Genomic DNA, 20,697 nt, shown 5'->3' on the forward strand with positions numbered 1-20,697 from the left:
GGCTCAGATGTCGATCCAGAACGCCTCCATCCAGCGGCCCTCGCCGATGCTGCCGATCCACTGGTCGTACGACCACTGGTCGGTGCCCTTCCAACCCACGTTCTGGACGTGGGCGGCGGCCTTCATGCTCTCGCTGTCGCTCTGCAGGTGGATCGCTTCGAGCGCCCGGCCGACGGCGTCGATCTCGACCGCGTCGCCCGACAGCAGGGTGACCTCGGGCAGGGTGCCGATCTCCGCGAAGTGAAGCGCCACGGTGAGGTCCATGTCGCCGACGGTGCCGACCCAGAACCGTACCGAGACGATCGGGTCGTTCCTGCCCTCGGTGCCGGTGAAGCCGGGGCCGTCGCTGCACACCTTGGCGGTCCAGGTGCCGCTGCGGGTGCGCGCCTGGAAACAGATCACCCGGCCCTGGGTCCGGGGGCCGGACGCGATCTGCCCCGTGCCCGCCGTGTCCGTGCCACCGGCCTCCTCCGGGGTCAGCTTCCGGACCGTGTAGCCGGGGCTCGTGGCGGGGGCGGACGGGTCGGCCGCGTGTGCCGCCGGGGCCGCCGTGGCGAATGTCAGGGCGGTGAACGCCGAAACGGTGGTGAGCGTGCGGAGTCTCATGGTCGGTTCCTTGTTCGGCCTTCCGGGAAATACGTTTCGCGTACGTCATGAAAGGTCACGAGACGTGCCTCCGGCACCAGAAAATCAGACACATTTTCGGCCCGCGTGCGGTGCGGCCGCCCGAGAATTGCCGGTTGCTGTGAGAATCGTGGACTTTGCCCCCCGCCGGAGGTCCGGCGCCCGGGCCGCCACCGGCCGGGGCCGCCCGCTAAGGGTGGGCTAGGGGTCCGGTAGGGGTTTGCCACCGACGGCCCGCCGATAGCTTCGCGGTATTCCTCCCCAGCCACCCCTCGTACCCCGACGGAGTCACCAGCATGGCCATCACCGGGCCCCGGCCCCTTCCGCTGCTCGCCGCCCTCACCGCCGGGGCCCTGCTCCTGGCGGGCTGCAGCTCCGGCACCGGCTCCGGCTCCGGTACGGCCGCGACGGCCGGCGGCGTCGGAGCCGACGAGAAGCCGGTCCAGGGCGGCGCGCTGACCTACGCCACCGACGTCGAGCCGATCTCCTTCGACATCCACGTCAGCCAGCAGGACATCACCGGCGCCATCCAGCGCAACGTCTTCGACTCGCTCGTCCACCAGGACGACAAGGGCGAGTTCCAGCCCTGGCTGGCCAAGTCCTGGGAGATCGCGCCGGACCTCAAGAGCTACACCTTCCACCTGCGCGAGGACGTCAAGTTCACCGACGGCACGGTGTTCGACGCCGAGGCGGTGAAGGCCAACTTCGACCGGATCGTCGCCAAGGAGACCAAGTCCCAGTACGCGGCCAGCCTGCTCGGCCCCTACACCGGCACCGAGGTGGTCGACCCGCACACGGTGAAGGTCTCCTTCAGCGAGCCGTTCGCCCCCTTCCTCCAGGCCGCCAGCACCGCCTACCTCGGCTTCTACTCGCCGAAGGCCATCAAGGAGAACGGCACCAAGCTCGGCGCCGGCGGCCCGGCCGACGTCGGCACCGGCCCGTTCGTGTTCACCGGCTACACCAAGGGCCAGAGCGCGGTCTTCACCCGCAACCCGGACTACAACTGGGCGCCGCCGAGCGCCAACCACCAGGGCCCGGCCTACCTGGAGAAGCTCACCATCCGCTTCCTCACCGAGGACTCGGTCCGGGTCGGCGCGCTCAGCAGCGGACAGGTGCAGGTCGCCGAGCCGATCCCGCCGGCCGACGTGCGCACCGTCCAGGGCGACCCGAAGCTGCGCACCATCGCCACCGACGCGCCCGGCGCCAACTACGCGCTGGTGCTCAACACCACCAAGGCGCCGCTGGACGACCCGAAGGTCCGCAAGGCCGTGCAGCGCGGCATCGACCTCGACACGGACATCCAGTCCGTCTACTTCGGCGTCTACAAGCGGGCCTGGAGCCCGATCGCGCCCAGCACGCCCTACTACGACAAGTCGCTGGAGAAGTCCTGGCCGTACGACAGGGCGGCGGCCGAGAAGGCGCTCGACGAGGCGGGCTGGACCGCCCGTGACGGCGAGGGCTACCGCACCAAGGACGGCAAGCGGCTCTCGCTGGAGTGGCCGCTGCCGCCCGCCGAGTACGTGCGCGAGCAGCGCGAGACCCTCGGCCAGGCGATCCAGGCGGACCTGAAGAAGATCGGCGTCGAGGTCACCCGGCCCCGGCAGGACATCGGCACCTACATCGCCAACGTGTACGGCGGCAAGGAGCACATCGCCGACTACAGCTGGGCCCGCTTCGACCCCGACGTGCTGCGGCTCTACTTCCACAGCGCCAGCAAGCCCTCCACCGGCGGCCAGAACGCCACCTTCTACCAGGACGCCCAGCTCGACGAGTGGACCACCACCGGCAAGGGGACGTTCGACAAGGCCGTCCGCCAGGACGTCTACACCAAGACGCAGCAGCGCGCGATCGACCTCGGGCTGATCGTCCCGCTGTACGTGCGCACCGCCGTGGTCGGCACCGCCGCCAAGGTCCGCGGCCTCACCGCCGACCCCAACACCTGGCTCGCCTTCCACGGCGCCTGGGTCGCCAAGTGAGCACCGGAACCACCGGGTTCGCGGAGCCGGCGGTCACGCCGGCACCGGCCCGCGGCGGCGCCCCGCGCCTGCTGCGGGCCGCCGTGCGGCGGCTGCTCGGCGCGGCCGCCGTCCTGCTCGGCGCCGCCACCGTCGCCTTCGCCGCGCTCCAACTGGTCCCCGGGGACCCGGTCACCGTGATGCTCGGCCCCGGCACCGCCGCCACCCCCGAGGTCAAGGCGGCGATCCAGGAGCAGTACGGCCTGGACCGGCCGGTGCCCGTGCAGTACCTCACCTACCTCGGGCACCTGCTCACCGGCGACCTCGGCGAGTCCTACCAGTTGCAGCGCCCGGTCGCCGAGCTGATCGGCGACCAGCTCGGACCGACCGTCCAACTCGGCCTGGCCGCCCTCGGATCGGCCGTGCTGCTGGCCCTGCTGGCCGCCGTCGGCACGGCCGGACGGCGGCCCGCGCTGCGCGCGCTCAGCTCGCTCGCCGAACTGCTCGCCGTCTCCAGCCCCTCGTACTGGATCGGCATCCTGCTGCTCACCGTGTTCTCCTTCCAGTGGCGGATCTTCCCGGTCGCCGGGGACGACGGCCTCGCCGCGCTGGTGCTGCCCGCCGTGACGCTGGCCCTGCCCGTCGCAGGGATGCTCGCCCAGGTGCTGCGGGAGGGACTGGAGACGGCGCTCGGACAGCCGTTCGTACTCACCGCCCGTTCCCGGGGCGTGGGTTCGGCCGCCGTGGTGCTGCGGCACGCGCTGCGGCACGCGGCGGTGCCGGTGGTCACCCTCACCGGCTGGCTGACCGGATCGCTGCTCGGCGGGGCGGTGCTGGTCGAGTCGGTGTTCGGCCGGCCCGGCATCGGCGCGCTGACCCTCCAGGCGACCACCAACAAGGACCTGCCGCTGGTGATCGGGCTGGTCCTGCTCTCCGCGCTGGTCTTCGTGGTGATCTCCACCCTCGTCGACCTGCTCTACCTCGTGATCGACCCACGGCTGAGGACCGACTGAACCGCCATGGCCCACACTACTGTTGACCCAGCCACCGGTCCCGCGGCCGGTCCCGTCCCGGCCCCGGCCGCGCCCGCCGCGCCCGCCCGTCGGCGGCCCCCGCTCACCCTCCTGCTCGCCCTGGCCGGGCTCGCCCTGCTGCTGCTCGCCGCGCTCGCCCCCGGCCTGCTCGGCTCCGCCTCACCCATCGAGACCCACCCGGCGGAGGCGCTCACCCCGCCCGGCGCCGCGCACTGGTTCGGCACCGACCAACTGGGCCGCGACCTGTTCGCCCGCGTCCTGCACGGTGCCCGGCCCTCGCTGCTGCTCGGCCTCGGCGCCACCGTCTTCGCCGTCACCGGCGGCACCCTGCTCGGCCTCGCCGCCGCGCTCGGCGGCCGCTGGGCGGACCGGGTGCTGATGCGCCTCGCCGACGTCCTGCTCTCGCTGCCGCCGATCCTGCTCGCCCTGCTCGCGGTCACCGTGCTCGGCACCGGCTCGCTCAACGTGATGCTCGCCATCGCGATCGCCTTCGTGCCCGGCTACGCCCGGATCGTGCGCGCCGAGACCCTGGTGGTCCGCCGCTCCGGGTACGTGGAGGCGGCGGTCGGACTCGGCCTGCCGCGCCCGCTGCTGATCGTCCGGCACGTGCTGCCGAACGCCGTCGGGCCGATGCTGGTGCTCGCCACCGTCGGCTTCGGCACCGCGCTGATCGCCGCGGCCGGGCTCAGCTTCCTCGGCCTCGGCCCGCAGCCGCCCAGCCCGGAGTGGGGCGCGATGCTCTCGCAGGGGCGGCGCTTCCTCGCCACCGCCTGGTGGGTCGGGGTCTTCCCCGGCGCCGCGATCACCGCGACGGCCCTCGTCGTCAACGTCCTCGGCCGCCGCGCCCAGGCCCGCTTCACCCGGAGGACCGACGCATGACGCGCCCCGCCGCCGCCCCGGACGCCCCTGGCGTCCCTGATCCCTCCCCGCCGCTGCTCACCGTCGAGGGCCTCGACGTGGCCTTCGGCCCGGTGCGCGCCGTCCAGGACGTCTCCTTCTCCCTCGACCGGGGCGAGTGCCTGGCCGTGGTCGGCGAGTCCGGCTCCGGCAAGAGCGTCACCGCCCGCACCCTGGTCGGCCTCACCGGCGCCGGCGGCCGCGTCCCCGCCACCGTCTCCGCCCGGCGCCTGGCCTTCGACGGCCTCGACCTCCGCACCCTCACCGAGGCCCGGTGGCGGGAGCTGCGCGGGCGCCGGATCGGCCTGGTCCTCCAGGACGCCCTGGTCTCGCTCGACCCGCTGCGCACCGTCGGCGCCGAGATCGCCGAACCGCTGCGCGTCCACGGCCTCGCCGCCCGCGCCGAACTCCCGGCCCGGGTCCGCTCCCTGCTCGAACGCACCGGCGTCCCCGAACCGGAACGCCGCGCGGGCCAGTACGCCCACCAGCTCTCGGGCGGCCTGCGCCAGCGCGCCCTGATCGCCTCCGCGCTCGCCGCCGAACCCGATCTGCTGATCGCCGACGAGCCGACCACGGCCCTGGACGTCACCGTCCAGGCCCAGGTCCTCAACCTGCTGGACGAACTCCGCGGCCGGGGCACCGCCCTGCTGCTGATCAGCCACGACCTGTCGGTGGTCGGCCGCCTCGCGGACCGGGTGGCGGTGATGTTCGGCGGCCGGATCGTCGAGACCGGCCCCGCCGAACGCCTGCTCGCCGAACCCCGCCACCCCTACACCCGCGCCCTGCTCGCCGCCGTCCCCGGCGCCCGCACCCGGGGCACCCGGCTCGCCCCGGAACCGGCCGGGCGGCCCGCCGCCGCCCCCGGCGGCTGCCCCTACGCGGCCCGCTGCGCCGCCGCCGACGACACCTGCCGCAGCACCCTGCCGCCGGTCGACGCGCTCGGCGCCCGCTGCTGGCACCCCGCCGCCGCGGCGTCCGTCGTCCCGCTCACCGTCCGCGAGCCTGATCCGGCACCGGCCGCCGCTGTCGACGATCCCACCCCGCTGCTCGATGTCGACGGGATCGGCCGCTCCTTCGCCGGCCGCCCTGTCGTCCGCGACGTCTCCTTCCGGCTGCACTCCGGCGAGACCCTCGGCCTGGTCGGCGAGTCCGGCTCCGGCAAGACCACGACGGCCCGGATCGTGCTCGGCCTGGAACGCCCCGACACCGGCGCCGTCCTCCTCGACGGCCGCCCCTGGAGCGCGCTCACCGAACGGCGCCGCCGGGCGGACCGGCTGCGGATCCAGGCCGTCCAGCAGGACCCGCTCGGCTCCTTCGACCCGCGCTTCACCGTCGAGCGCCTGGTCGCCGAGGCGGTTGCCCGCACCGGCGTCCCGCGCGGCGAGGCGCGCCGGAAGCGGGTCACCGAACTGCTCGACCAGGTCGGTCTGCCGGCCGCTCTGCTGGCCCGCCGCCCGACCGAACTCTCCGGCGGCCAGCGCCAACGCGTCGCCATCGCCCGGGCGCTGGCCCCGGCACCGGCCCTGCTGGTCTGCGACGAACCGGTCTCCGCACTCGACCTCTCGGTGCAGGCACAGATCCTCGACCTGCTCGCCGACCTGCGCCGCGAGCTGGGCCTCGCCCTGCTGTTCATCTCGCACGACCTCGGCGTGGTCCAGCACCTCGCCGACCGGGTCGCGGTGATGAAGGACGGCCGCCTCGTCGAGACGGCCACCGTCGACCGGCTCTTCGCGGAGCCCGAAGACCCCTACACCCGCAGGCTGCTGGCCGCCACCGCCCCGGTCGGGGCGGCCCGGTGAACCTCCTCGCGGTCGCCGACCTGCACGTGAGCCACGCCGGGAACCGTGCCGTGCTCGACGCCCTCCGCCCGGCCACCGACGAGGACTGGCTGATCGTGGCGGGCGACGTCGCCGAACGCTTCGACGAGATCGGCGGGGCGTTGGAACTCCTCGCCGCCCGTTTCGCCCGGGTGATCTGGGCCCCGGGAAACCACGAACTCTGGACCCTCCCGGACGACCCGGTCCAACTGCGCGGCGACGCCCGCTACCGCGCCCTGGTCGAACTCTGCCGGGGAATGGGCGTGTTGACCCCCGAGGATCCGTACGCGCTGTGGCCGGGCCCGGACGGCCCGGTCGCCGTGGCTCCGTTGTTCCTGCTGTACGACTACACGTTCCGCCCGCGCGGCACTACGACCAAGGACGCGGCGCTCGCTGCCGCCCATGCCGCCGGGGTGGTCTGCACCGACGAACTCTTCTTACACGCCGACCCGTTCCCCGATCGGGAGAGCTGGTGCCAGGCGAGAGTGGCGGTCACCGAGCGCCGCCTCGCGGCAATCGACCCGACCGTGCCCACGGTGCTGGTCAACCACTTCCCGCTCCGCCGGGAGGAGACGTATTTGTTGCGCCACCCGGAGTTCGCCCTCTGGTGCGGCACCGAGCAGACGGCCGACTGGCACCGCCGCTTCCGCGCTGCGGCAGTGGTGTACGGCCACCTGCACATTCCGCGTACCGTGCGGGCGGACGGCGTCCCGTTCCACGAGGTGTCGCTCGGGTATCCCCACGAGTGGTCCCGCCGGGGCGGTGTGCCGACTCCGCTGCGCCGCATCCTCCCCGCTCAGGCTCCTGTCCGCACTCAACGCCCGTTGGTCGGCCCCGCCGTGCGGCTGTGACAAGTGTGGGCCCCGACCGGTAGCGCAGTCGGGTGCCCAATATGTTCGGGTCAGGGAGTGTCGAATTCGCCCGCCTGCACGGCGGCGACGAAGGACCGCCAGGCGCCGGAGGGGAAGAGCAGAGAGGGACCCTGGGGGTCCTTGGAGTCGCGGACGGGTATGCGATCGGTGTAACCATCGGCGACCTCGATGCAGTTGCCGCCGTTCTGGCTGTGGGAACTCTTGCGCCAGCTCACAGGGGTCATGCCGCCCACGGTAGCAGCGGTCTTTCAACACCTGGGCCCCGACTGGGAATCCGGTCGAGGCCCAGGAATTGGTTCAGGTCAGGCAGTGCCGAACTCGCCCGCCCGTACGCCAGTGACGAAGGCATTCCAGGCGTCGGCCGGGAAGACGAGGGCCGGGCCGGCGGGGTCCTTGGAGTCACGGACGGGGACGAGGGCGGGGAAGTCGGGGGCGATCTCGACACACGAGCCCCCGTTGTTGCTGTGGGAGGACTTGAACCAGACGGCATCGGACAGGTCTACGGAGCTGTTCATGATGCTCCTTTCATGCCTGACGGATCATCTCGGCAGTGGTTTCACTGCGAGTTGATGGTAATCCCTCTCTGTGGCTCCACCGGGGGCAGTACCGTCTCCCAGTTCCGCATCCTGCCTGCTGGCCCGGCTGCGTGCTGCAAGACTCTTTGCCCTGCACCCACCACATCCAACAGGTGGGCCCCGCACGCACCGGCGGTTTCTAGGGGTCGGGGCCCAACGCGAGCGCGGGTTCAGACGGTGCCGAACTCGCCCGCCCGCACAGCGGTGACGAAGGACCGCCAGGCGTCGGAGGGGAAGAGCAGAGAGGGGCCCTGGGGATCCTTGGAGTCGCGAACGGGCATGACACCGATGTAGCCGTCGGCGACCTCGATGCAACCGCCGCCGCCGTTGCTGTGTGAACTCTTGCGCCACCTGGCGCCTGACAGATCAATGTGCATGGCGCTCAAGTTCCTTCCTTGTCACAGGCTTTCAGCCTGGGGAAGTGCGTCCACCTGGAGTCGATCGTACTTTCTTGCCCAACCCGGACTCCACGGACGGTCGTGCTCATGCCTGGCTCGACACGTGTGCCCCCGACCGGAGTGCGGTCGGGGGCACAGTGTGTTGGATCAGACGGTGCCGAACTCGCCCGCCTGTACGCCAGTGACGAAGGCGCTCCAGGCGTCGGCGGGGAAGACGAGCGCCGGGCCGGCGGGGTCCTTGGAGTCACGGACGGGGACGAGGCCGGGGAAGTCGGGGGCGATCTCGACGCAGGTTCCCCCGTTGTTGCTGTGGGAGGACTTGAACCAGGCGGCGTTGGACAGGTCTACGGGGCCGTTCATGACGTTCCTTTCACGCCTGACGGATCATCTCCAGAGAGGCGGCTTTCGGCAGCGCTTCCACTGTCAGCTGATGGTAGTCCCTTTCCAGGGATCGGGTTGTTTCGCTCTGCCGAACGAGGAACCCCCGCATCTGGCACTCCGAGTAGGCGAGCAGTGAGCGGTCCGCCATGGCCAGCAATGTGACCACCATTGTGAACGGCAGCTCCTCCGCCAGACTGTATGGCGCGATCTGAATGGTGATGTTGGGCCGGGTTGCCAGCTCCTCCAAGCGGCGGAGCTGGCGTCTCATCACCTCGGCTCCTCCCACGAGCCGGTGGAGACAGCCTTCGTCCAGGACAAAGTGGAGCCAAGGGGCGGACCTGCGGTCCAGCAGCTTCTGGCGAGTCAGCAGGAAGCTGAGCCGCTCGTCCGCCTGCTCCTGGGTGATCTTTCCCCGTCGTACAGCGGCGGATGCGAAAGCCTCGGCGTACTCCGGCGATTGCAGGAGCCCAGGGACGACGCCGAGTTCGAAGTGTCGGATCTCGGCGGCCTTGGCCTCCTGGGCTGCGTATTCGGAAAACCCTTCCAGTAATGAAGTGTTGCTGATGTTCCAGAACATCAGCTCCAAGGTCCCGCCCGTATCAAGCGCATCATCGGCCTTGATGGCGAAGAGCTGAGTGGGATTGCGTGTACCTCTTTCGATGGAGGACACGAGGGTGTCGCTGTAGCCGATGATCGCTCCCAGTCCCACCTGGGTGAGCTTCTTCGCCTCGCGTGACCTGCGGAGTTGCACGCCGAAGGCTGCTGCTGGCGATGACGTCGGGTCAAGTTCTGTTCGCCGCATGTTCGATAGCCTTCCGCGACTGAGTCCCACATGGCCGAAGTGTCCAGTGCGAACCCTTCCGATCGTAGCTCCGATCGCCCCACCATGGATACGGGTCGTAGTGATCCCAATGCACAGCGCAACCAGTGGAGCCCCCATGCCCGTCTACACCCCCGCCGTCGGCGAGGTCGTCCGCGACCTCGCGCACCGCGACACCTCCGGCAAGCCCCTCGAAGCCGTCTACATGGACACCCTCGCCGGGCTCGTCTACCTGCGCCACGAGGGCGGCGGCTGCGAGTGGACCACCAAACCCGCCCACGTCCAGGCCCTCCCCGCCCCCCGCTTCCTCACCGTCCAGCACCCCAGCCGGCCCCGCACCGCCGACCCGGCGTGAACCGCTCCACCAAGCTCGTCACCGCCGCGTTCGGCGTCCCCGCCCTCAGTGCCCTGGCCGCCACCCTCGTCTGCTGGCCCATCCGCCACGGACCTCTCGCACCCCGACTCCTCATCTTCGGCCTGATCCTCGCCACCGGCATCAGCGCCGGACTCCCCGCCTGCCTCACCTGGCTCACCCCCGACAAGCCGGACGACTGATCACCCCGGGAGCCCCACCGTGCCGCACCACCACGCCCTGATCCTCAACCGCGACGGCGCCGTCCTCCTGATCGCCACCACCCGCACCCACGGCCTCACCCTCCCCGGCGGCCCCGCCGAGACCGACGAACTCCCCCACCACGCCGCCCGCCGCCACACCGAGACCCAGACCGGCCTCGTCCTCCCCCTCCTGCGCATCCTCGCCACCGACCACACCGACACCCACCCCCAGACCCTCCACCTCGTCCACTGGGGCGGCCGCCTCAACCCCGCCCAGGAATCCACCACCACCCGCCACCGACCCCCGCACACCGTCACCGGCGTCCACTGGATCCACCACACCCGACTCGCCGACGCCATGCACCCCGACCACCACCGCCGCACCGCCCACGCCCTCGACGCCCTCACTCGAGGCACCCACCTCCCCCTCCTCCTCCGCAGCACCCCCGCCGAATAACCCCGGTGAGCCCTGGGGCAGTGGGAAGTCGGAGCCGCCGACTTCCCACTCCGGACCTGTGGCACCCGTGATCGGCATGCAGCAGAGGTAGTTCGCTGCCCTCCTGCGGATTCGGACGGTACCGGGCTCGACATCCGCGCTCGACCGGGAAGACGGTCGGGGACCATCTCCGAACCCACGCCCGCTCGCCCGCCGCTGGTGAACACCCGCCAGTCGTCGGCCGGGAGGGCGCGGGCCGCTGACCACCGCTGCACCACCCGCGCTCCCGACGCCGGTCATCGTCACCTTCGTCGAACAGCTGCACCGACTTGCCCTTACGAGGACCCGGGCGGAAGCAGCTTGAGACTGGGTCTCCCCACTTCGGGGGCCTTCCTCGCGTCCGCTCGGCCAGGGCCTCTGCCGCCCGCCTCTATTGGTTACATCGCGGCGGGTCACCGGGTGGCCCGCCGCAACGGGGTTCGATCGGGGTCCGCTGCCCGGTTCGGGGTCCTTGGGAGAGTGGGAAGTCGGCTCTGTCGAGTTCCCACCCTGGCCCTCAGCATCTGCACTCGGACGCCGTGCTCGACCTGTGTGCCCCGACCGGTTTCCCGGCCGGGGCACACAGGTCGACCAGGTCAGACGGCGCCGAAGTCTCCCACCTGTACGCCGGCGACGAACGACCGCCAGGCGTCGGGGGGAAGAGAAGCACAGAGCCCGCTGGGTCCTTCGAGTCACGGACCGGAACGAGGCCGGGGAAGTCGCCTGCCACCTCCACACACGTGCCCCCGTTGTCGCTGTGGGAGGACTTGAACCAGGCCGCGCCGGACAGGTCTACGGCGCCATCCATGGTGCTGCTCTCAGGCATGACGGATCATCTCCGCAGGGGGACATCGGCAGTGCTTCCACTGTGAGCCGATGGCGGCCCCTCCACAAGGGCCGGATCCTCCGCTCTGTGGGCCTCCCAGAGTCTGGAGAACCGCGACGGCGGCCTGGTCGTCAGTGGCGGAGAAGGAGTCGCACAGGGGCACGCCGCTGAGTTTTTCAGCCGGATCCGACAGTCCTGCCGACGGACCGGCGTCCTCGACGAGCAACCGCATCGGGGACCGGACCTTCGAGGTTCGCCGGGTATCAGCTCTCCGAGAGCGTTGGCGTCTCCCGCCCGCACGCGGCCGGTGATCGTCCCGCCGACCGCCGGAGGAGAAGGGGGTGCGAGTTCGGCGGACCACCGCCGCTGCACCACCTGCGCTCTCGACGCCCTTCCTCTGTCGGTTCCGTCGAGGCCGGCCACCGGGTGCCCACCGCAACGGGGTTCGACCGGAGGTTCGCTGTCTGGCTGGGGTTCTGCCGGACCGGGAAGTCGGCGCCGTCGACTTCCCGGTCCGGCCTGCGGCATCCGCGGTCGGACGCCCGGGGCCCGTGCTGCGGGACGTGGTCGTCCATCTCGCCTTCGTGGTGCAATGCTGCTCATGGCAACACTTCTCGATGTGGCACAGAGGTTCCGTTCCCTGCACGTTCCAGGCACGCCGCTGGTCCTGCCCAATGCGTGGGACGGTGCTTCCGCCCGGACGGTCGCGGACGCGGGTGCCGCCGCGATCGCGACCACGAGTGCCGGGGTCGCCTGGTCGCTCGGGTGCGGCGACGGCGGGCACATGACCCGCGACCAGGCGCTCGGCGCGATCGCGCGGATCACAGCCGTGGTCGACGTCCCGGTCAGCGCCGACATCGAACGCGGCTACGCGACCGATGCGTCCGGCGTGGCCGAGACCGTCCGAGGTGTCCTCGCGGCCGGAGCCGTGGGGGTCAACCTGGAAGACACCCTGCGCCCCGTCTCCGAGCAGGTCGAGCGGATCTCGGCCGCCCGTCGGGCCGCGGACGAGTCCGGCATCCCGCTGTTCATCAACGCCCGCATCGACACGCACCGCCTGCCGCCCGGTGACCGCACGGCCTGGCTGGACGAAACCCTGACCCGCGCCCGCGCCTACGCGACGGCAGGCGCGGACGGCATCTTCGTCCTCGGTGCACCGGACGCCGCGACGGTCGGAGCTCTCGTGAACTCCCAGCCCCTCCCGGTCAACGTTGCGGCAGGCCCCGGCACACTCCCGGTGTCCGAGCTCGCGAAGGCGGGGGCCGCCCGCATCAGCGCGGGATCCTCCATCGCCGAGGCGGCGTACGGCCTGGTCCACCGGGCGGCCCGCGAACTGCTGGAGTCGGGTACGACGACCACGCTGGAGGGCGGATTCGACTACGTCACCCTCAACACGCTGCTCCTCGCCGGGCCCACGGACTGAGGTGCGGTCAAGAGCACAGCCACGGGTGACCGTACGCCCGACCTCGTTGCGGCGCTCGTAGCTCTGCTTGCCGAAGTCCGTGCGTCGGCCTCCGCTGCTGCCGAGCCACCGGCGGTCGGCCCGCCGGTGGCTCGGCAGCAGCCGCATGATCCGCCGGTGAGGGCAAGGGAGTGGGAAGTCGGTGTCGTCGACTTCCCACTCCGGCGCTCCCGCAGCCGTGGTCGGCCGGTAGTCGTCCAGGCCGGGCCGCCGCCGACGCCGCGGGCTCAACAAGTCACGCCGACGGGTCGCGGTACCGGGTTGCGGTACTAACCTGCGGTGGTGACCGGAACCGAGCTGGACGAGTTGATCGTTGCCGACGGCGCGGCGCTGCGCGCGTGGCTGCTGGACAACCACACCGCTTCTCCTGGCGTGTGGCTCGCCCTGACCAGGAAGGGCGGCCGCGCCACCACGCTGACCTGGCAGCAGGCGGTCGACGAGGCGCTGTGCTTCGGGTGGATCGACGGGCAGGCCCGAAAGCGCGACGAGGAGAGTTCGTGGAGGCGGCTCACGCCGCGCCGGCCCCGCAGCGTCTGGTCCCGGCGCAACGTCGCCAACGTGGCCCGGTTGGAGGCGGCCGGCCTGATGCTGCCGGCCGGCCGTGCCGCGGTGGACGCCGCGAAGGCCGACGGGAGGTGGGAGGCCGCCTATGCGCCGTCGTCGGAGGCGGAGGTGCCGGCGGACCTGTTGGCCGCGATCGCCGCCGACCCGGCGGCGCAGGCGATGTTCGAGGTGCTCACCAGGACCAACCGCTTCGCCCTCATCAGCCGGGTCAATGCCGTCAAGCAGGCCGCGACACGCACCCGGAAGATCGCCGAGTGCGTGGCGATGCTGGCCCGGCACGAGACGTTCCACCCGCAGCGAGCCAGGCCGGCGGACCCGTCGATGTACTGATCGGGCGTCCACCCGGAACGGGCCGTCACCATCGACGCGCCACCGTCGTCGTCACGTCGCCGCGACAGCCTGCTCAGTCGTCGAACCACACGACGAGACGCACGTTGTCGTCACCGTGCTGCGCGGCGAGCCCCTTCATGGCGTCCCAGACGGGTTGCCACTGACCGGTCCCGCTGACGGCGTCTCTCCGGCGGATGATGACGGACCTGTAGAGGGTGTCCCCGATGAGCCACTCGGTTCCCTCGGGCCACTCCCGGACCTCTCCCGGCCGGAGACCCACAGCCTTGGCGAAGGCCGGGCTCACGCCGGATTTGCCGGTGAGCCCGAGTCCCTCCGGGGTCCGGCGGAATTCGTGGAGCCTGCGGTCGGGCTTCTCCGCGGGCTCGTCCCAGTCGACCGCCTTCACCTCGGCCCACGTGATCCACGTGATGCTGTGGAAGCCGTTCTCGCCGTACCACTCGATCAGCTGCGCCAACCGCGCGCTCACCGCGGCCGAAGTGTCGGCGGGCAGGCCCCGGGCCGCGGCCAAGGGACGGAAGTTCGCGTAGTTGCGGACCCCGAAGAGGCAGCCGAAGGCGTCGTAGTCACGATCCACGCCCAGCGAGCCGAGGTCGTACGAGGCGTACCAGATCGGCTCCCGACCGTCCTGCGGCGCCCGGTGTTCGAGGTAGCCGCTGATGTCTGTTCCCATGGCAGCCATCCTGCCGACCGCGTCAACAGATTTCGTCCGCCCGGCTCGACGACTGCGCATCCGTGAGCTGCCCGGCCGGGAAGCCGGTAGCGACAATCAGCGCTCTGCGTCGGGTGGGACCCGTCCGAGGGCCCGCCGCTCCCGATTCCGATCGGGGTGGCCAGTCAGGGCTCCTGGGGGAGTGGGACGTCGGCTCCGTCGACTTCCCACTCCGGCCCGCGGCACCCGTGGTCGGCGTGCGGTGAAGGGCGGTTCGCTGCCGTTTCCGACGCTTCCGAAGGGCTCCCCGCCCGTGCGGTTGCGTGGCCCGGCGCGGCCCGGGGGAGTGCGCGGATCCGGCCCCTGCCGGGGCAGGGGCCGGATCGAGGGCTGGACAGTCCGGCAGGTGCGGAACAGCTGGTGCCGATCGGGTCGGGCTACCAGGCACCGGTGATCGGGAGGTCGCCGGGGCTGCCGTAGACGAAGCTGTTGGCGGTGGTGCCGTTGTCGTTGGTGAGGTAGAAGGTGGAGGTGGTGGGGTCGTAGGCGCCGATGCTGGTGGTGCCGTCGGCGTTCCAGTCTCCGGTGACGGGGGTCCAGTTGGGGTTGCCGTACTTGGCGGAGCCGAGGGTGGTGCCGGTGATGGTGCCCTCGTAGTAGGTCTGGGTGTCGGGGTGGTAGACGCCGATGGAGTCGCGGCCGCTGTTGCTCCAGTCGCCGACGAGCGGCTTGTCGCCGGGGCTGCCGTAGGTGACGTTGACGGCGGTGTTGGTGTTGTCGTTGGTGAGGTAGAAGGTGGAGGTGGTGGGGTCGTAGGCGCCGATGGTGTCGCGGCCGTCGCCGTTCCAGTCTCCGGCGAGGGGTATCCAGCCGGGGTTGCCGAAGGTGACGGTCGTGGCGGTGGTGCCGTTGTCGTTGGAGAGGTAGAACTTGCCCGTCGTGGGGTCGTAGGCGCCGACGCTGGAGACCTTGTCGCCGTTCCAGTCTCCGGCGAGCGGCATCCAGCCCGGGTTGCCGTACTTGGCGGAGCCGAGGGTGCCGCCGGCGTTGTTGCCCTCGTAGAAGGTCTGGTTCGCCTGGTGGTACACGCCGACCAGCGACGGCCGACGGACCACGTCGTCGACGATGCTGTTGTTGCGGACCGGCCTGTAGGTGCCGAGGCCGGAGAAGTAGGGGTACGGGATGGTCCGGTGGTGGACGCCCGATCCGGTGAACTCGTAGCCCACGTAGGAGCTCTGGCTGGAGTCGGTCCAGTGGTCGAACATGACGACGTGCCCGTTGGCGCCGGCGGCGTCGTTCAGCAGGGCGTCACCCGGTTTGAGGTCGCCCTTGCCGATCCAGGATGCGACACCGGACGGCACGAAGCTGGTGGTGTCCAGCCCGGGGGTGGCGAGCTTCCAGCCCATCGAGACGTAGCCGGAGCAGTCCGTACGGTAGCCCTGGTAGCTCCCCGTCCAGCTGTAGTCGAGGCCCTTGCCGACCCAGCCGTTGGCCCGGGCGATCGCCTCGGACCGGGTGATCTGCACGGAGGCCGCCAGTGCGGAGGGGGCTCCGGCCACCTGGCCCTTGAACGGGGTGATCGGCCCCTGCCCGGCGCCGCCCTTGTCGTGATGGTCGATCACCGTGGCGCCGGGTTCCGGCGCCGGCGCGGTCTGGGCGTGCACCGGGGCGGCGGCGAGCGTGAGGGCGGTCAGACCGGCGGCGAGGGCGGTCGCGGTGCGCAGAGGCAGGCGGGAGGAAGGCATGACGGTCTCCAGGGCTGTGGTGGCGGGAACTCGGCGAGGTCGCCCGAGGCACGGGCGCCGCTGGTCGGTGCGGCCCGCGGCGGACCTCGGCACCGGAGGCCGCGCCAGGTGTGGCCGATCCTCCGGGTGTTCCGCCGGGGTTCGCAGTCCCTGGCGGCGATCACCAGCCTCGCCCCAACTCGACTCGACCGGAAGCTCGTTCAGTTGGACGGAAGCGGTCCTGGACCATTCCGGTCGGTCATATGCATTCGAATCGTCCGATGCCGAACCGTCGGGACCGAGCTGCCGATCGCGGCGCGGCGGTGTGGTGCCTCCGGTCGGCCCGCGCCGGTGCCCCTCCTCCACTCCCGGGTGTGACCGGGATCACCCCGCGGGGAAAACCCGCAGGCCCGGCCGCCCGTCTAACAGGTGTGAGACGTGTACGGGCGGCAGCAGCGCCGCAGGAACTGGACGAGGAGCAGCTGCTCCGACGGGTGGCCCGGGGGGACCGGGTCGCCTTCGAGGAGTTGTACCGCCGCACGTCGCCGTGGCTGGCGGTGCGGCTTCGGCGGCGCTGCGCCGACGAGCAGATGGTCGCCGAGGTGATGCAGGAGACCTATCTGGCGGTGTGGCGGGCGGCGGGGTCCTTCGCCGGCAGTGGCGCGGGCGGGTCGGCCGTCGGCTGGTTGTGGACGATCGCGGCCCGCCGTCTGGTCGACGCGTTCCGGCGCCGGGCCCACCACGCGGACCCGCCGCCGGCCGCCGCCCCGCACCCGGTGGCGCCCGCCGCCGAGGAGGAGGCGCTGCTGAGCACGGTCGGCGGCGACGTCGGGGACGCGCTCGGCCGCCTCGCTCCCGAGCTCAGGGACGTCCTGCGGGCCATGGTGCTCGACGGACTGTCCGTCCGGGAGACGGCCGTCGTCCTCGGACTGCCGGAAGGCACGGTCAAGACCCGCGCCCGCCGGGCCAGGATCGCGATGCGGGAGGCACTGGCATGACCGTGGAACACCCCTCGGACCGGCTGCTCGCGAGCTATGTGGACGACGGAACGCCCCTCGCCGCCGACGAGCTGTGGGCCGTCGAAGCCCATCTGGAGACCTGTCCGGCCTGCCGGGACCGGCTGTCGGCGGCGGTCGGCACCGGGACGCCGACCGTGGCGGCGCTCACCGCCGCCGTCTGGTCCGAGCTGGAACCGCGGCTGGCCGTGGCCGCCCCCGCGCCCCCGCGCCGCCTCGCGGCCCGGCTGGCCACCTGGACGACGCCCGCCATGGCGCCGTGGCTGGGCATGGTGCTGCTCGTCACCGTGGTCGCGCTGCTGCTGGACCGGGTGAACCCCGAGCCCGGCCCGGACCGGGTCTCGCTGCTGCTGGTTTTGGCCCCCGTGCTGCCGGTCGGCGGTGTCGCGGCCGCCTGGTCGCGCGGCCTCGACCCGGCGTACGAGCTGACCGCCGCCACCCCGCGCGCCGGACTGCCGCTGCTGCTGCGGCGCACCGCCGCCGTGCTCGCCGTGGTGCTCCCCGCACTGCTGCTCGGTGGGTGGGCGACCGGCGTGACGGCGGCGCAGTGGCTGTTGCCCTGCCTGGCGTTCACCTCGACGACCCTCGCGCTCGGCGCGCTGGTCGGGGTGACCCGGGCCGCCGCGGCCGTGGCCGCCGGCTGGCTCGCGCTGGTGGTGGCGCCGACCGTGGCAGCCGGCCGGACCGCCGCCGTCCTGGGGGCGGACGGCCTGCCGCTGTGGGGCCCGGTGCTCGCGGTCGGTGTGGCGGTCGTGGTCGCCCGCCGCCGTGCCTGGACCGCGTCGGGCGAGCACCGCTGACCCGCCCCGCATCACCCCCCCGCCCCCGGCATCACCCCCTCACTCCCTCGTACAGACAGGAGGCCGCGCACCATGCGCGCCGTCACCAGGGCCGAACTGGCCCCCACCACCTACGCCCAGGAGATCCGGGCGACCGGACTCCAGGTCAGGGCCGGTCGCAAACGGCTCGCCGTCGACGGGCTCGACCTGTCTCTCGGCACCGGCGTCCACGGACTGCTCGGCCCCAACGGGGCGGGCAAGACCACCCTCATCCGGGCCCTGGCCACCGTGCTGCGCCCCGCGGGCGGCGAGCTGGAACTGCTCGGCGAGACCGTCGGCGGGCCGGGCGAGTACCGCGCGCTGCGCCGCCGCATCGGCTACCTGCCGCAGCAGTTCGGCTACTACAAGCGGTTCACCGTCCGCGAGTTCGTCGAGTACATGGCCTGGCTGAAGGAGGTCCCGGCGGCGGAGATCCCGGCCGCCACCCAGCGCGCCGTGGAGCGCGTCGGCCTCGCCGACCGCGCGGACGACCGGATGAAGGCCCTGTCGGGCGGCATGGTGCGGCGGGCCGGCATCGCCCAGGCCATCGTCAACGACCCGGCGGTCCTGCTGCTGGACGAACCGACCGTCGGCCTTGATCCGGCGCAGCGGCTGCGCCTGCGCGAACTGCTCCAGGAACTGGGCACGGAAGCCTGCGTGGTGGTCTCCACCCACCTGGTGGAGGACGTCGCCGCGGCCTGCACCGACGTGGTGCTGTTCGCCGAGGGCCGGCTGGTCTTCCACGGCACCCCGGACGGGCTCGCCGCGGCGGGCGGTCCCGAGCACGAGGGCGACAGCCCGCTGGAGCGCGGTTACTCGGCCCTCCTGGTCGACCCGGCGCGACGGACGCGAGGTGCCTGGTGAGCCGCGTGAACCTTCCCGCCCGGTCGGCCCGCCGACTCCTGCGCACCGAACTGCGCCGCTCCGTCGCCCCGTGGGCGGGCGCGGCGATCCTGACGGCCGCGCTCGCGTTCCTGTCCCTCGCCCCCGGGCCGTGGAACACGGGCACCACCCGGTGGACGGCGCAGTGGACCTCGATGGCCCTGTGGACCCGTCATCTGCTGGTCTTCATGTGGCCGCTCGCCCTGGGGCTCGGCGCGCTCCAGGGGCTGCGCGACCACCGCTCGCGGACCGCCGAGCTGATGGCCTCCACGCCCAGGCCGCCCCGGCAGCGGGCGCTCGCCCAGGCGGCCCCGATCGTGCTCGCGCTCGTCACCGGGTACGGGCTGCTCCTCCTCGTGGGCGCGCTGCGGGTGCTCACCGGCGACACCCGGTTCACCTCCGCGGGCTGGCTGCCGATCGCGCTGCTCGGGGCTTTCGCGCTCGCCGCCGGTGCGGTGCTGGGCATGGGCGTCGCGCGGGTCCTGCCGTCCGTGCTCACCCCGCCCGCGCTGGCCGTCGGCGCCTTCCTGCTCACCAGCGTGTTCCGGCCGACCACGGACGCCGCGATCCCGGCCTCCGCCGTGTCCAACCGGCTCTCACTGCTCTCCCCGGTCACGGCGCCGGTCCGCGACACGCTCCTCACCGTGGCCGCTCCCGTCCACCTCGGGCAGGGCCTGTGGTTCCTCGGGGTGGCGCTGACCGGATTCGCGCTGCTCGCCGCCGCCGGTCCGCGTGCCCGGCTGCTCGCCCTCGCCCCGCTGCTGGCGGGCGGCGCCCTCGCCCTGGCCGTGTTCCCGGCCGCCCCCCGGGACACCTATGTGGTCGACCGGGCCGCGGCCGACCTGGTGTGCAACGGGCCGGTGTGCGTGTCGGCGCTGCGGCAGTCGCGGCTCGACGGCCTGAACGGCCCCGGCCGGGAGGCGCTCCGGCTGCTGCGGGACGCGCTCGGCGACGGCGCCCCCGCCACCATCGCCGAGGCCAGGGAGCCGCGCGCCCTCGGTGAGCGGCCGGAACGCATGGCGGGCTCGGTGCTGCTGGACTTCGACGATCCGGTGATCGGCGACGCCATCGACGGGCAGCTGACCAGGGCCCTGGTCGCGCAGGGCATCGCGCCGCTCTGCCGGCCGCGCAGCGCCGTCGAGAGCGGCACCGTGGACGACACCGCCGCCCAGAGTGTCGCCGCGGCCTGGGTGTTCGGGGACCTCCGTCCGCTCGACGGGACCATGCACCGGCCCGGCGACCAGTTGGAGCTGGCCGCCCCCGTCTGGGAGCGGTTCCGCACCCTGCCGGTGGCCGAGCAGCGGCGCCGGATGGCCGCTCTGCACGAGGCCGCGGCCGACTGCACGGGCGACCCGCTCGCCGCACTGACGGGGGTGCCGACGCGATGAGGTGGGTCACGCTGTACGCGCGCTCGCGACAGGTGCCGGCCGCGCTGGCCGCCGTCCTGGCCGGGGCCGTGGCGGTGTCCGTCCTCGCCCGGGCCGTCGGCGGTGCGGACGATCCGAGGCTGTCCGTGCTCGTCCTCGCGGCCGGGGCGACGGCGCTGGCTGTCGGCCTCGCCGGGCCGGACCTCGGGCTGGACCGCACGGCCGCGATCCGTTGGGCGCCCCGCCGGGCGGCGCACCTCCTGGGTGGCGCGGTGCTCACGGTGGCGGTGCTGTCGGCGGCACGGGCGGGGGTCGGTCTGTCGACCGATCTCGCCCTCGTCGTCCGCGACAGCGCGGGGCTGACCGGGCTGGCCGCTCTCGGTGCGGCCTGGTGCGGCCGGTCCTGCGCGTGGCTGCCGCCGTTCGCGGGGCTCGCGCTCTCGTTCGTCCTCCCGCCCGGACGGGGCGCCGTCGCCCAGGTGCTGACCTGGCCGATGCTGCCGCCCGGCACGACCGTCGCCACCTGGTCGGCCGTCGTGGCGGCCGCCGTCGGCACCGCGGTGTACGCGCTGGGCGGGCCTCGGCGCTGACGGCGGGTGCGGCGCCGACGGCGGAGCTCGGCGCTGACGGCGGGC

At 72.6% G+C, this 20,697-nt stretch carries 23 protein-coding genes and 1 pseudogene; 15 read left to right on the forward strand and 9 right to left on the reverse strand.

The features are described 5' to 3' along the window. Positions 1-3: 3 nt before the first annotated feature. Positions 4-606 carry a hypothetical protein gene (locus ACIQ9P_RS25460; protein WP_402360407.1) on the reverse strand — a complete coding sequence of 201 codons (603 nt, stop codon included), beginning with the start codon at positions 604-606 and terminating at the stop codon, positions 4-6. Between the two features lie 314 nt (positions 607-920). On the opposite strand from ACIQ9P_RS25460, the gene ACIQ9P_RS25465 reads away from it, so the two are divergent. The 5 genes from ACIQ9P_RS25465 to ACIQ9P_RS25485 are packed head-to-tail and all read left to right on the forward strand — an operon-like array spanning position 921 to position 7,178. Beyond that, on the forward strand, positions 921-2,600 hold the full coding sequence (locus ACIQ9P_RS25465) for an ABC transporter substrate-binding protein (RefSeq protein ID WP_402360410.1): 1,680 nt from the start codon (positions 921-923) through the stop codon (positions 2,598-2,600). Then, positions 2,597-3,592, forward strand: a complete 996-nt coding sequence (locus tag ACIQ9P_RS25470) for an ABC transporter permease (RefSeq protein WP_402360413.1) — start codon at positions 2,597-2,599, stop codon at positions 3,590-3,592. Before ACIQ9P_RS25465 ends, ACIQ9P_RS25470 begins: the two co-directional genes overlap by 4 nt. Before the next feature lie 6 nt (positions 3,593-3,598). Continuing rightward, positions 3,599-4,492 (forward strand): ABC transporter permease, encoded by an 894-nt coding sequence (locus ACIQ9P_RS25475; RefSeq protein ID WP_402360416.1) that lies wholly within the window; start codon positions 3,599-3,601, stop codon positions 4,490-4,492. Then, positions 4,489-6,309 (forward strand): dipeptide ABC transporter ATP-binding protein, encoded by a 1,821-nt coding sequence (locus ACIQ9P_RS25480; protein ID WP_402360419.1) that lies wholly within the window; start codon positions 4,489-4,491, stop codon positions 6,307-6,309. Before ACIQ9P_RS25475 ends, ACIQ9P_RS25480 begins: the two co-directional genes overlap by 4 nt. After that, positions 6,306-7,178 carry a metallophosphoesterase family protein gene (locus ACIQ9P_RS25485; protein ID WP_402360422.1) on the forward strand — a complete coding sequence of 291 codons (873 nt, stop codon included), beginning with the start codon at positions 6,306-6,308 and terminating at the stop codon, positions 7,176-7,178. Before ACIQ9P_RS25480 ends, ACIQ9P_RS25485 begins: the two co-directional genes overlap by 4 nt. A gap of 50 nt (positions 7,179-7,228) precedes the next feature. On the opposite strand, the gene ACIQ9P_RS25490 is transcribed toward ACIQ9P_RS25485, so the two are convergent. The 5 genes from ACIQ9P_RS25490 to ACIQ9P_RS25510 form a co-directional block, all read right to left on the reverse strand. Then, on the reverse strand, positions 7,229-7,423 hold the full coding sequence (locus ACIQ9P_RS25490) for a DUF397 domain-containing protein (protein WP_402360424.1): 195 nt from the start codon (positions 7,421-7,423) through the stop codon (positions 7,229-7,231). Between the two features lie 78 nt (positions 7,424-7,501). Next, positions 7,502-7,714, reverse strand: a complete 213-nt coding sequence (locus tag ACIQ9P_RS25495) for a DUF397 domain-containing protein (RefSeq protein WP_402360426.1) — start codon at positions 7,712-7,714, stop codon at positions 7,502-7,504. A gap of 230 nt (positions 7,715-7,944) precedes the next feature. After that, complete coding sequence (locus ACIQ9P_RS25500; RefSeq protein ID WP_402360429.1) at positions 7,945-8,151, reverse strand: DUF397 domain-containing protein; 207 nt, start codon at positions 8,149-8,151, stop codon at positions 7,945-7,947. Between the two features lie 168 nt (positions 8,152-8,319). Continuing rightward, complete coding sequence (locus ACIQ9P_RS25505) at positions 8,320-8,532, reverse strand: DUF397 domain-containing protein (protein WP_402360432.1); 213 nt, start codon at positions 8,530-8,532, stop codon at positions 8,320-8,322. Positions 8,533-8,542: 10 nt separating this feature from the next. Beyond that, positions 8,543-9,355 (reverse strand): Scr1 family TA system antitoxin-like transcriptional regulator, encoded by an 813-nt coding sequence (locus ACIQ9P_RS25510; RefSeq protein ID WP_402360435.1) that lies wholly within the window; start codon positions 9,353-9,355, stop codon positions 8,543-8,545. Positions 9,356-9,491: 136 nt separating this feature from the next. On the opposite strand from ACIQ9P_RS25510, the gene ACIQ9P_RS25515 reads away from it, so the two are divergent. The 3 genes from ACIQ9P_RS25515 to ACIQ9P_RS25525 are packed head-to-tail and all read left to right on the forward strand — an operon-like array spanning position 9,492 to position 10,385. Continuing rightward, positions 9,492-9,728 carry a hypothetical protein gene (locus tag ACIQ9P_RS25515; RefSeq protein ID WP_402360437.1) on the forward strand — a complete coding sequence of 79 codons (237 nt, stop codon included), beginning with the start codon at positions 9,492-9,494 and terminating at the stop codon, positions 9,726-9,728. Continuing rightward, positions 9,725-9,928, forward strand: coding sequence for a hypothetical protein (locus ACIQ9P_RS25520; RefSeq protein ID WP_402360440.1), 204 nt, complete (start codon positions 9,725-9,727; stop codon positions 9,926-9,928). The genes ACIQ9P_RS25515 and ACIQ9P_RS25520 overlap by 4 nt, the downstream gene beginning before the upstream one ends. Positions 9,929-9,947: 19 nt before the next feature. Beyond that, positions 9,948-10,385, forward strand: a complete 438-nt coding sequence (locus ACIQ9P_RS25525; RefSeq protein WP_402360443.1) for an NUDIX domain-containing protein — start codon at positions 9,948-9,950, stop codon at positions 10,383-10,385. A 614-nt stretch (positions 10,386-10,999) separates the two neighbouring features. Here ACIQ9P_RS25525 and ACIQ9P_RS25530 read toward each other — a convergent pair. Then, positions 11,000-11,211: pseudogene (locus ACIQ9P_RS25530) on the reverse strand (DUF397 domain-containing protein). Between the two features lie 637 nt (positions 11,212-11,848). Here ACIQ9P_RS25530 and ACIQ9P_RS25535 point away from each other — a divergent pair. Together ACIQ9P_RS25535 and ACIQ9P_RS25540 are read left to right on the forward strand one after the other, a co-directional pair. Beyond that, a complete protein-coding gene (locus ACIQ9P_RS25535) occupies positions 11,849-12,652 on the forward strand; it encodes an isocitrate lyase/phosphoenolpyruvate mutase family protein (protein WP_402360445.1) in 804 nt (267 codons plus the stop codon). Between the two features lie 318 nt (positions 12,653-12,970). Then, positions 12,971-13,585, forward strand: a complete 615-nt coding sequence (locus ACIQ9P_RS25540; protein ID WP_402360448.1) for a YdeI family protein — start codon at positions 12,971-12,973, stop codon at positions 13,583-13,585. Positions 13,586-13,658: 73 nt separating this feature from the next. Here the strand turns inward: ACIQ9P_RS25540 and ACIQ9P_RS25545 are convergent, their stop codons facing one another. Together ACIQ9P_RS25545 and ACIQ9P_RS25550 are read right to left on the reverse strand one after the other, a co-directional pair. Next, positions 13,659-14,276, reverse strand: coding sequence for a hypothetical protein (locus ACIQ9P_RS25545; protein WP_402360451.1), 618 nt, complete (start codon positions 14,274-14,276; stop codon positions 13,659-13,661). 416 nt (positions 14,277-14,692) lie between these two features. Then, positions 14,693-16,000 carry a hypothetical protein gene (locus ACIQ9P_RS25550; protein WP_402360454.1) on the reverse strand — a complete coding sequence of 436 codons (1,308 nt, stop codon included), beginning with the start codon at positions 15,998-16,000 and terminating at the stop codon, positions 14,693-14,695. Between the two features lie 410 nt (positions 16,001-16,410). On the opposite strand from ACIQ9P_RS25550, the gene ACIQ9P_RS25555 reads away from it, so the two are divergent. The 5 genes from ACIQ9P_RS25555 to ACIQ9P_RS25575 all read left to right on the forward strand — a co-directional run bounded on the left by ACIQ9P_RS25555 (position 16,411) and on the right by ACIQ9P_RS25575 (position 20,652). Further along, on the forward strand, positions 16,411-16,977 hold the full coding sequence (locus ACIQ9P_RS25555; protein WP_402360456.1) for an RNA polymerase sigma factor: 567 nt from the start codon (positions 16,411-16,413) through the stop codon (positions 16,975-16,977). Next, positions 16,974-17,795 carry a zf-HC2 domain-containing protein gene (locus ACIQ9P_RS25560; RefSeq protein WP_402360458.1) on the forward strand — a complete coding sequence of 274 codons (822 nt, stop codon included), beginning with the start codon at positions 16,974-16,976 and terminating at the stop codon, positions 17,793-17,795. Before ACIQ9P_RS25555 ends, ACIQ9P_RS25560 begins: the two co-directional genes overlap by 4 nt. Before the next feature lie 72 nt (positions 17,796-17,867). Then, a complete protein-coding gene (locus ACIQ9P_RS25565) occupies positions 17,868-18,677 on the forward strand; it encodes an ATP-binding cassette domain-containing protein (RefSeq protein WP_402360461.1) in 810 nt (269 codons plus the stop codon). Next, complete coding sequence (locus ACIQ9P_RS25570) at positions 18,674-20,083, forward strand: hypothetical protein (RefSeq protein ID WP_402360464.1); 1,410 nt, start codon at positions 18,674-18,676, stop codon at positions 20,081-20,083. Before ACIQ9P_RS25565 ends, ACIQ9P_RS25570 begins: the two co-directional genes overlap by 4 nt. Then, entirely contained in the window at positions 20,080-20,652 is a 573-nt protein-coding gene (locus tag ACIQ9P_RS25575; protein WP_402360466.1) for a hypothetical protein, read from the forward strand. The genes ACIQ9P_RS25570 and ACIQ9P_RS25575 overlap by 4 nt, the downstream gene beginning before the upstream one ends. Positions 20,653-20,697: the final 45 nt, after the last annotated feature.

It is taken from the genome of Kitasatospora sp. NPDC094019 (genome assembly GCF_044764505.1).
GTDB lineage: Bacteria > Actinomycetota > Actinomycetes > Streptomycetales > Streptomycetaceae > Kitasatospora.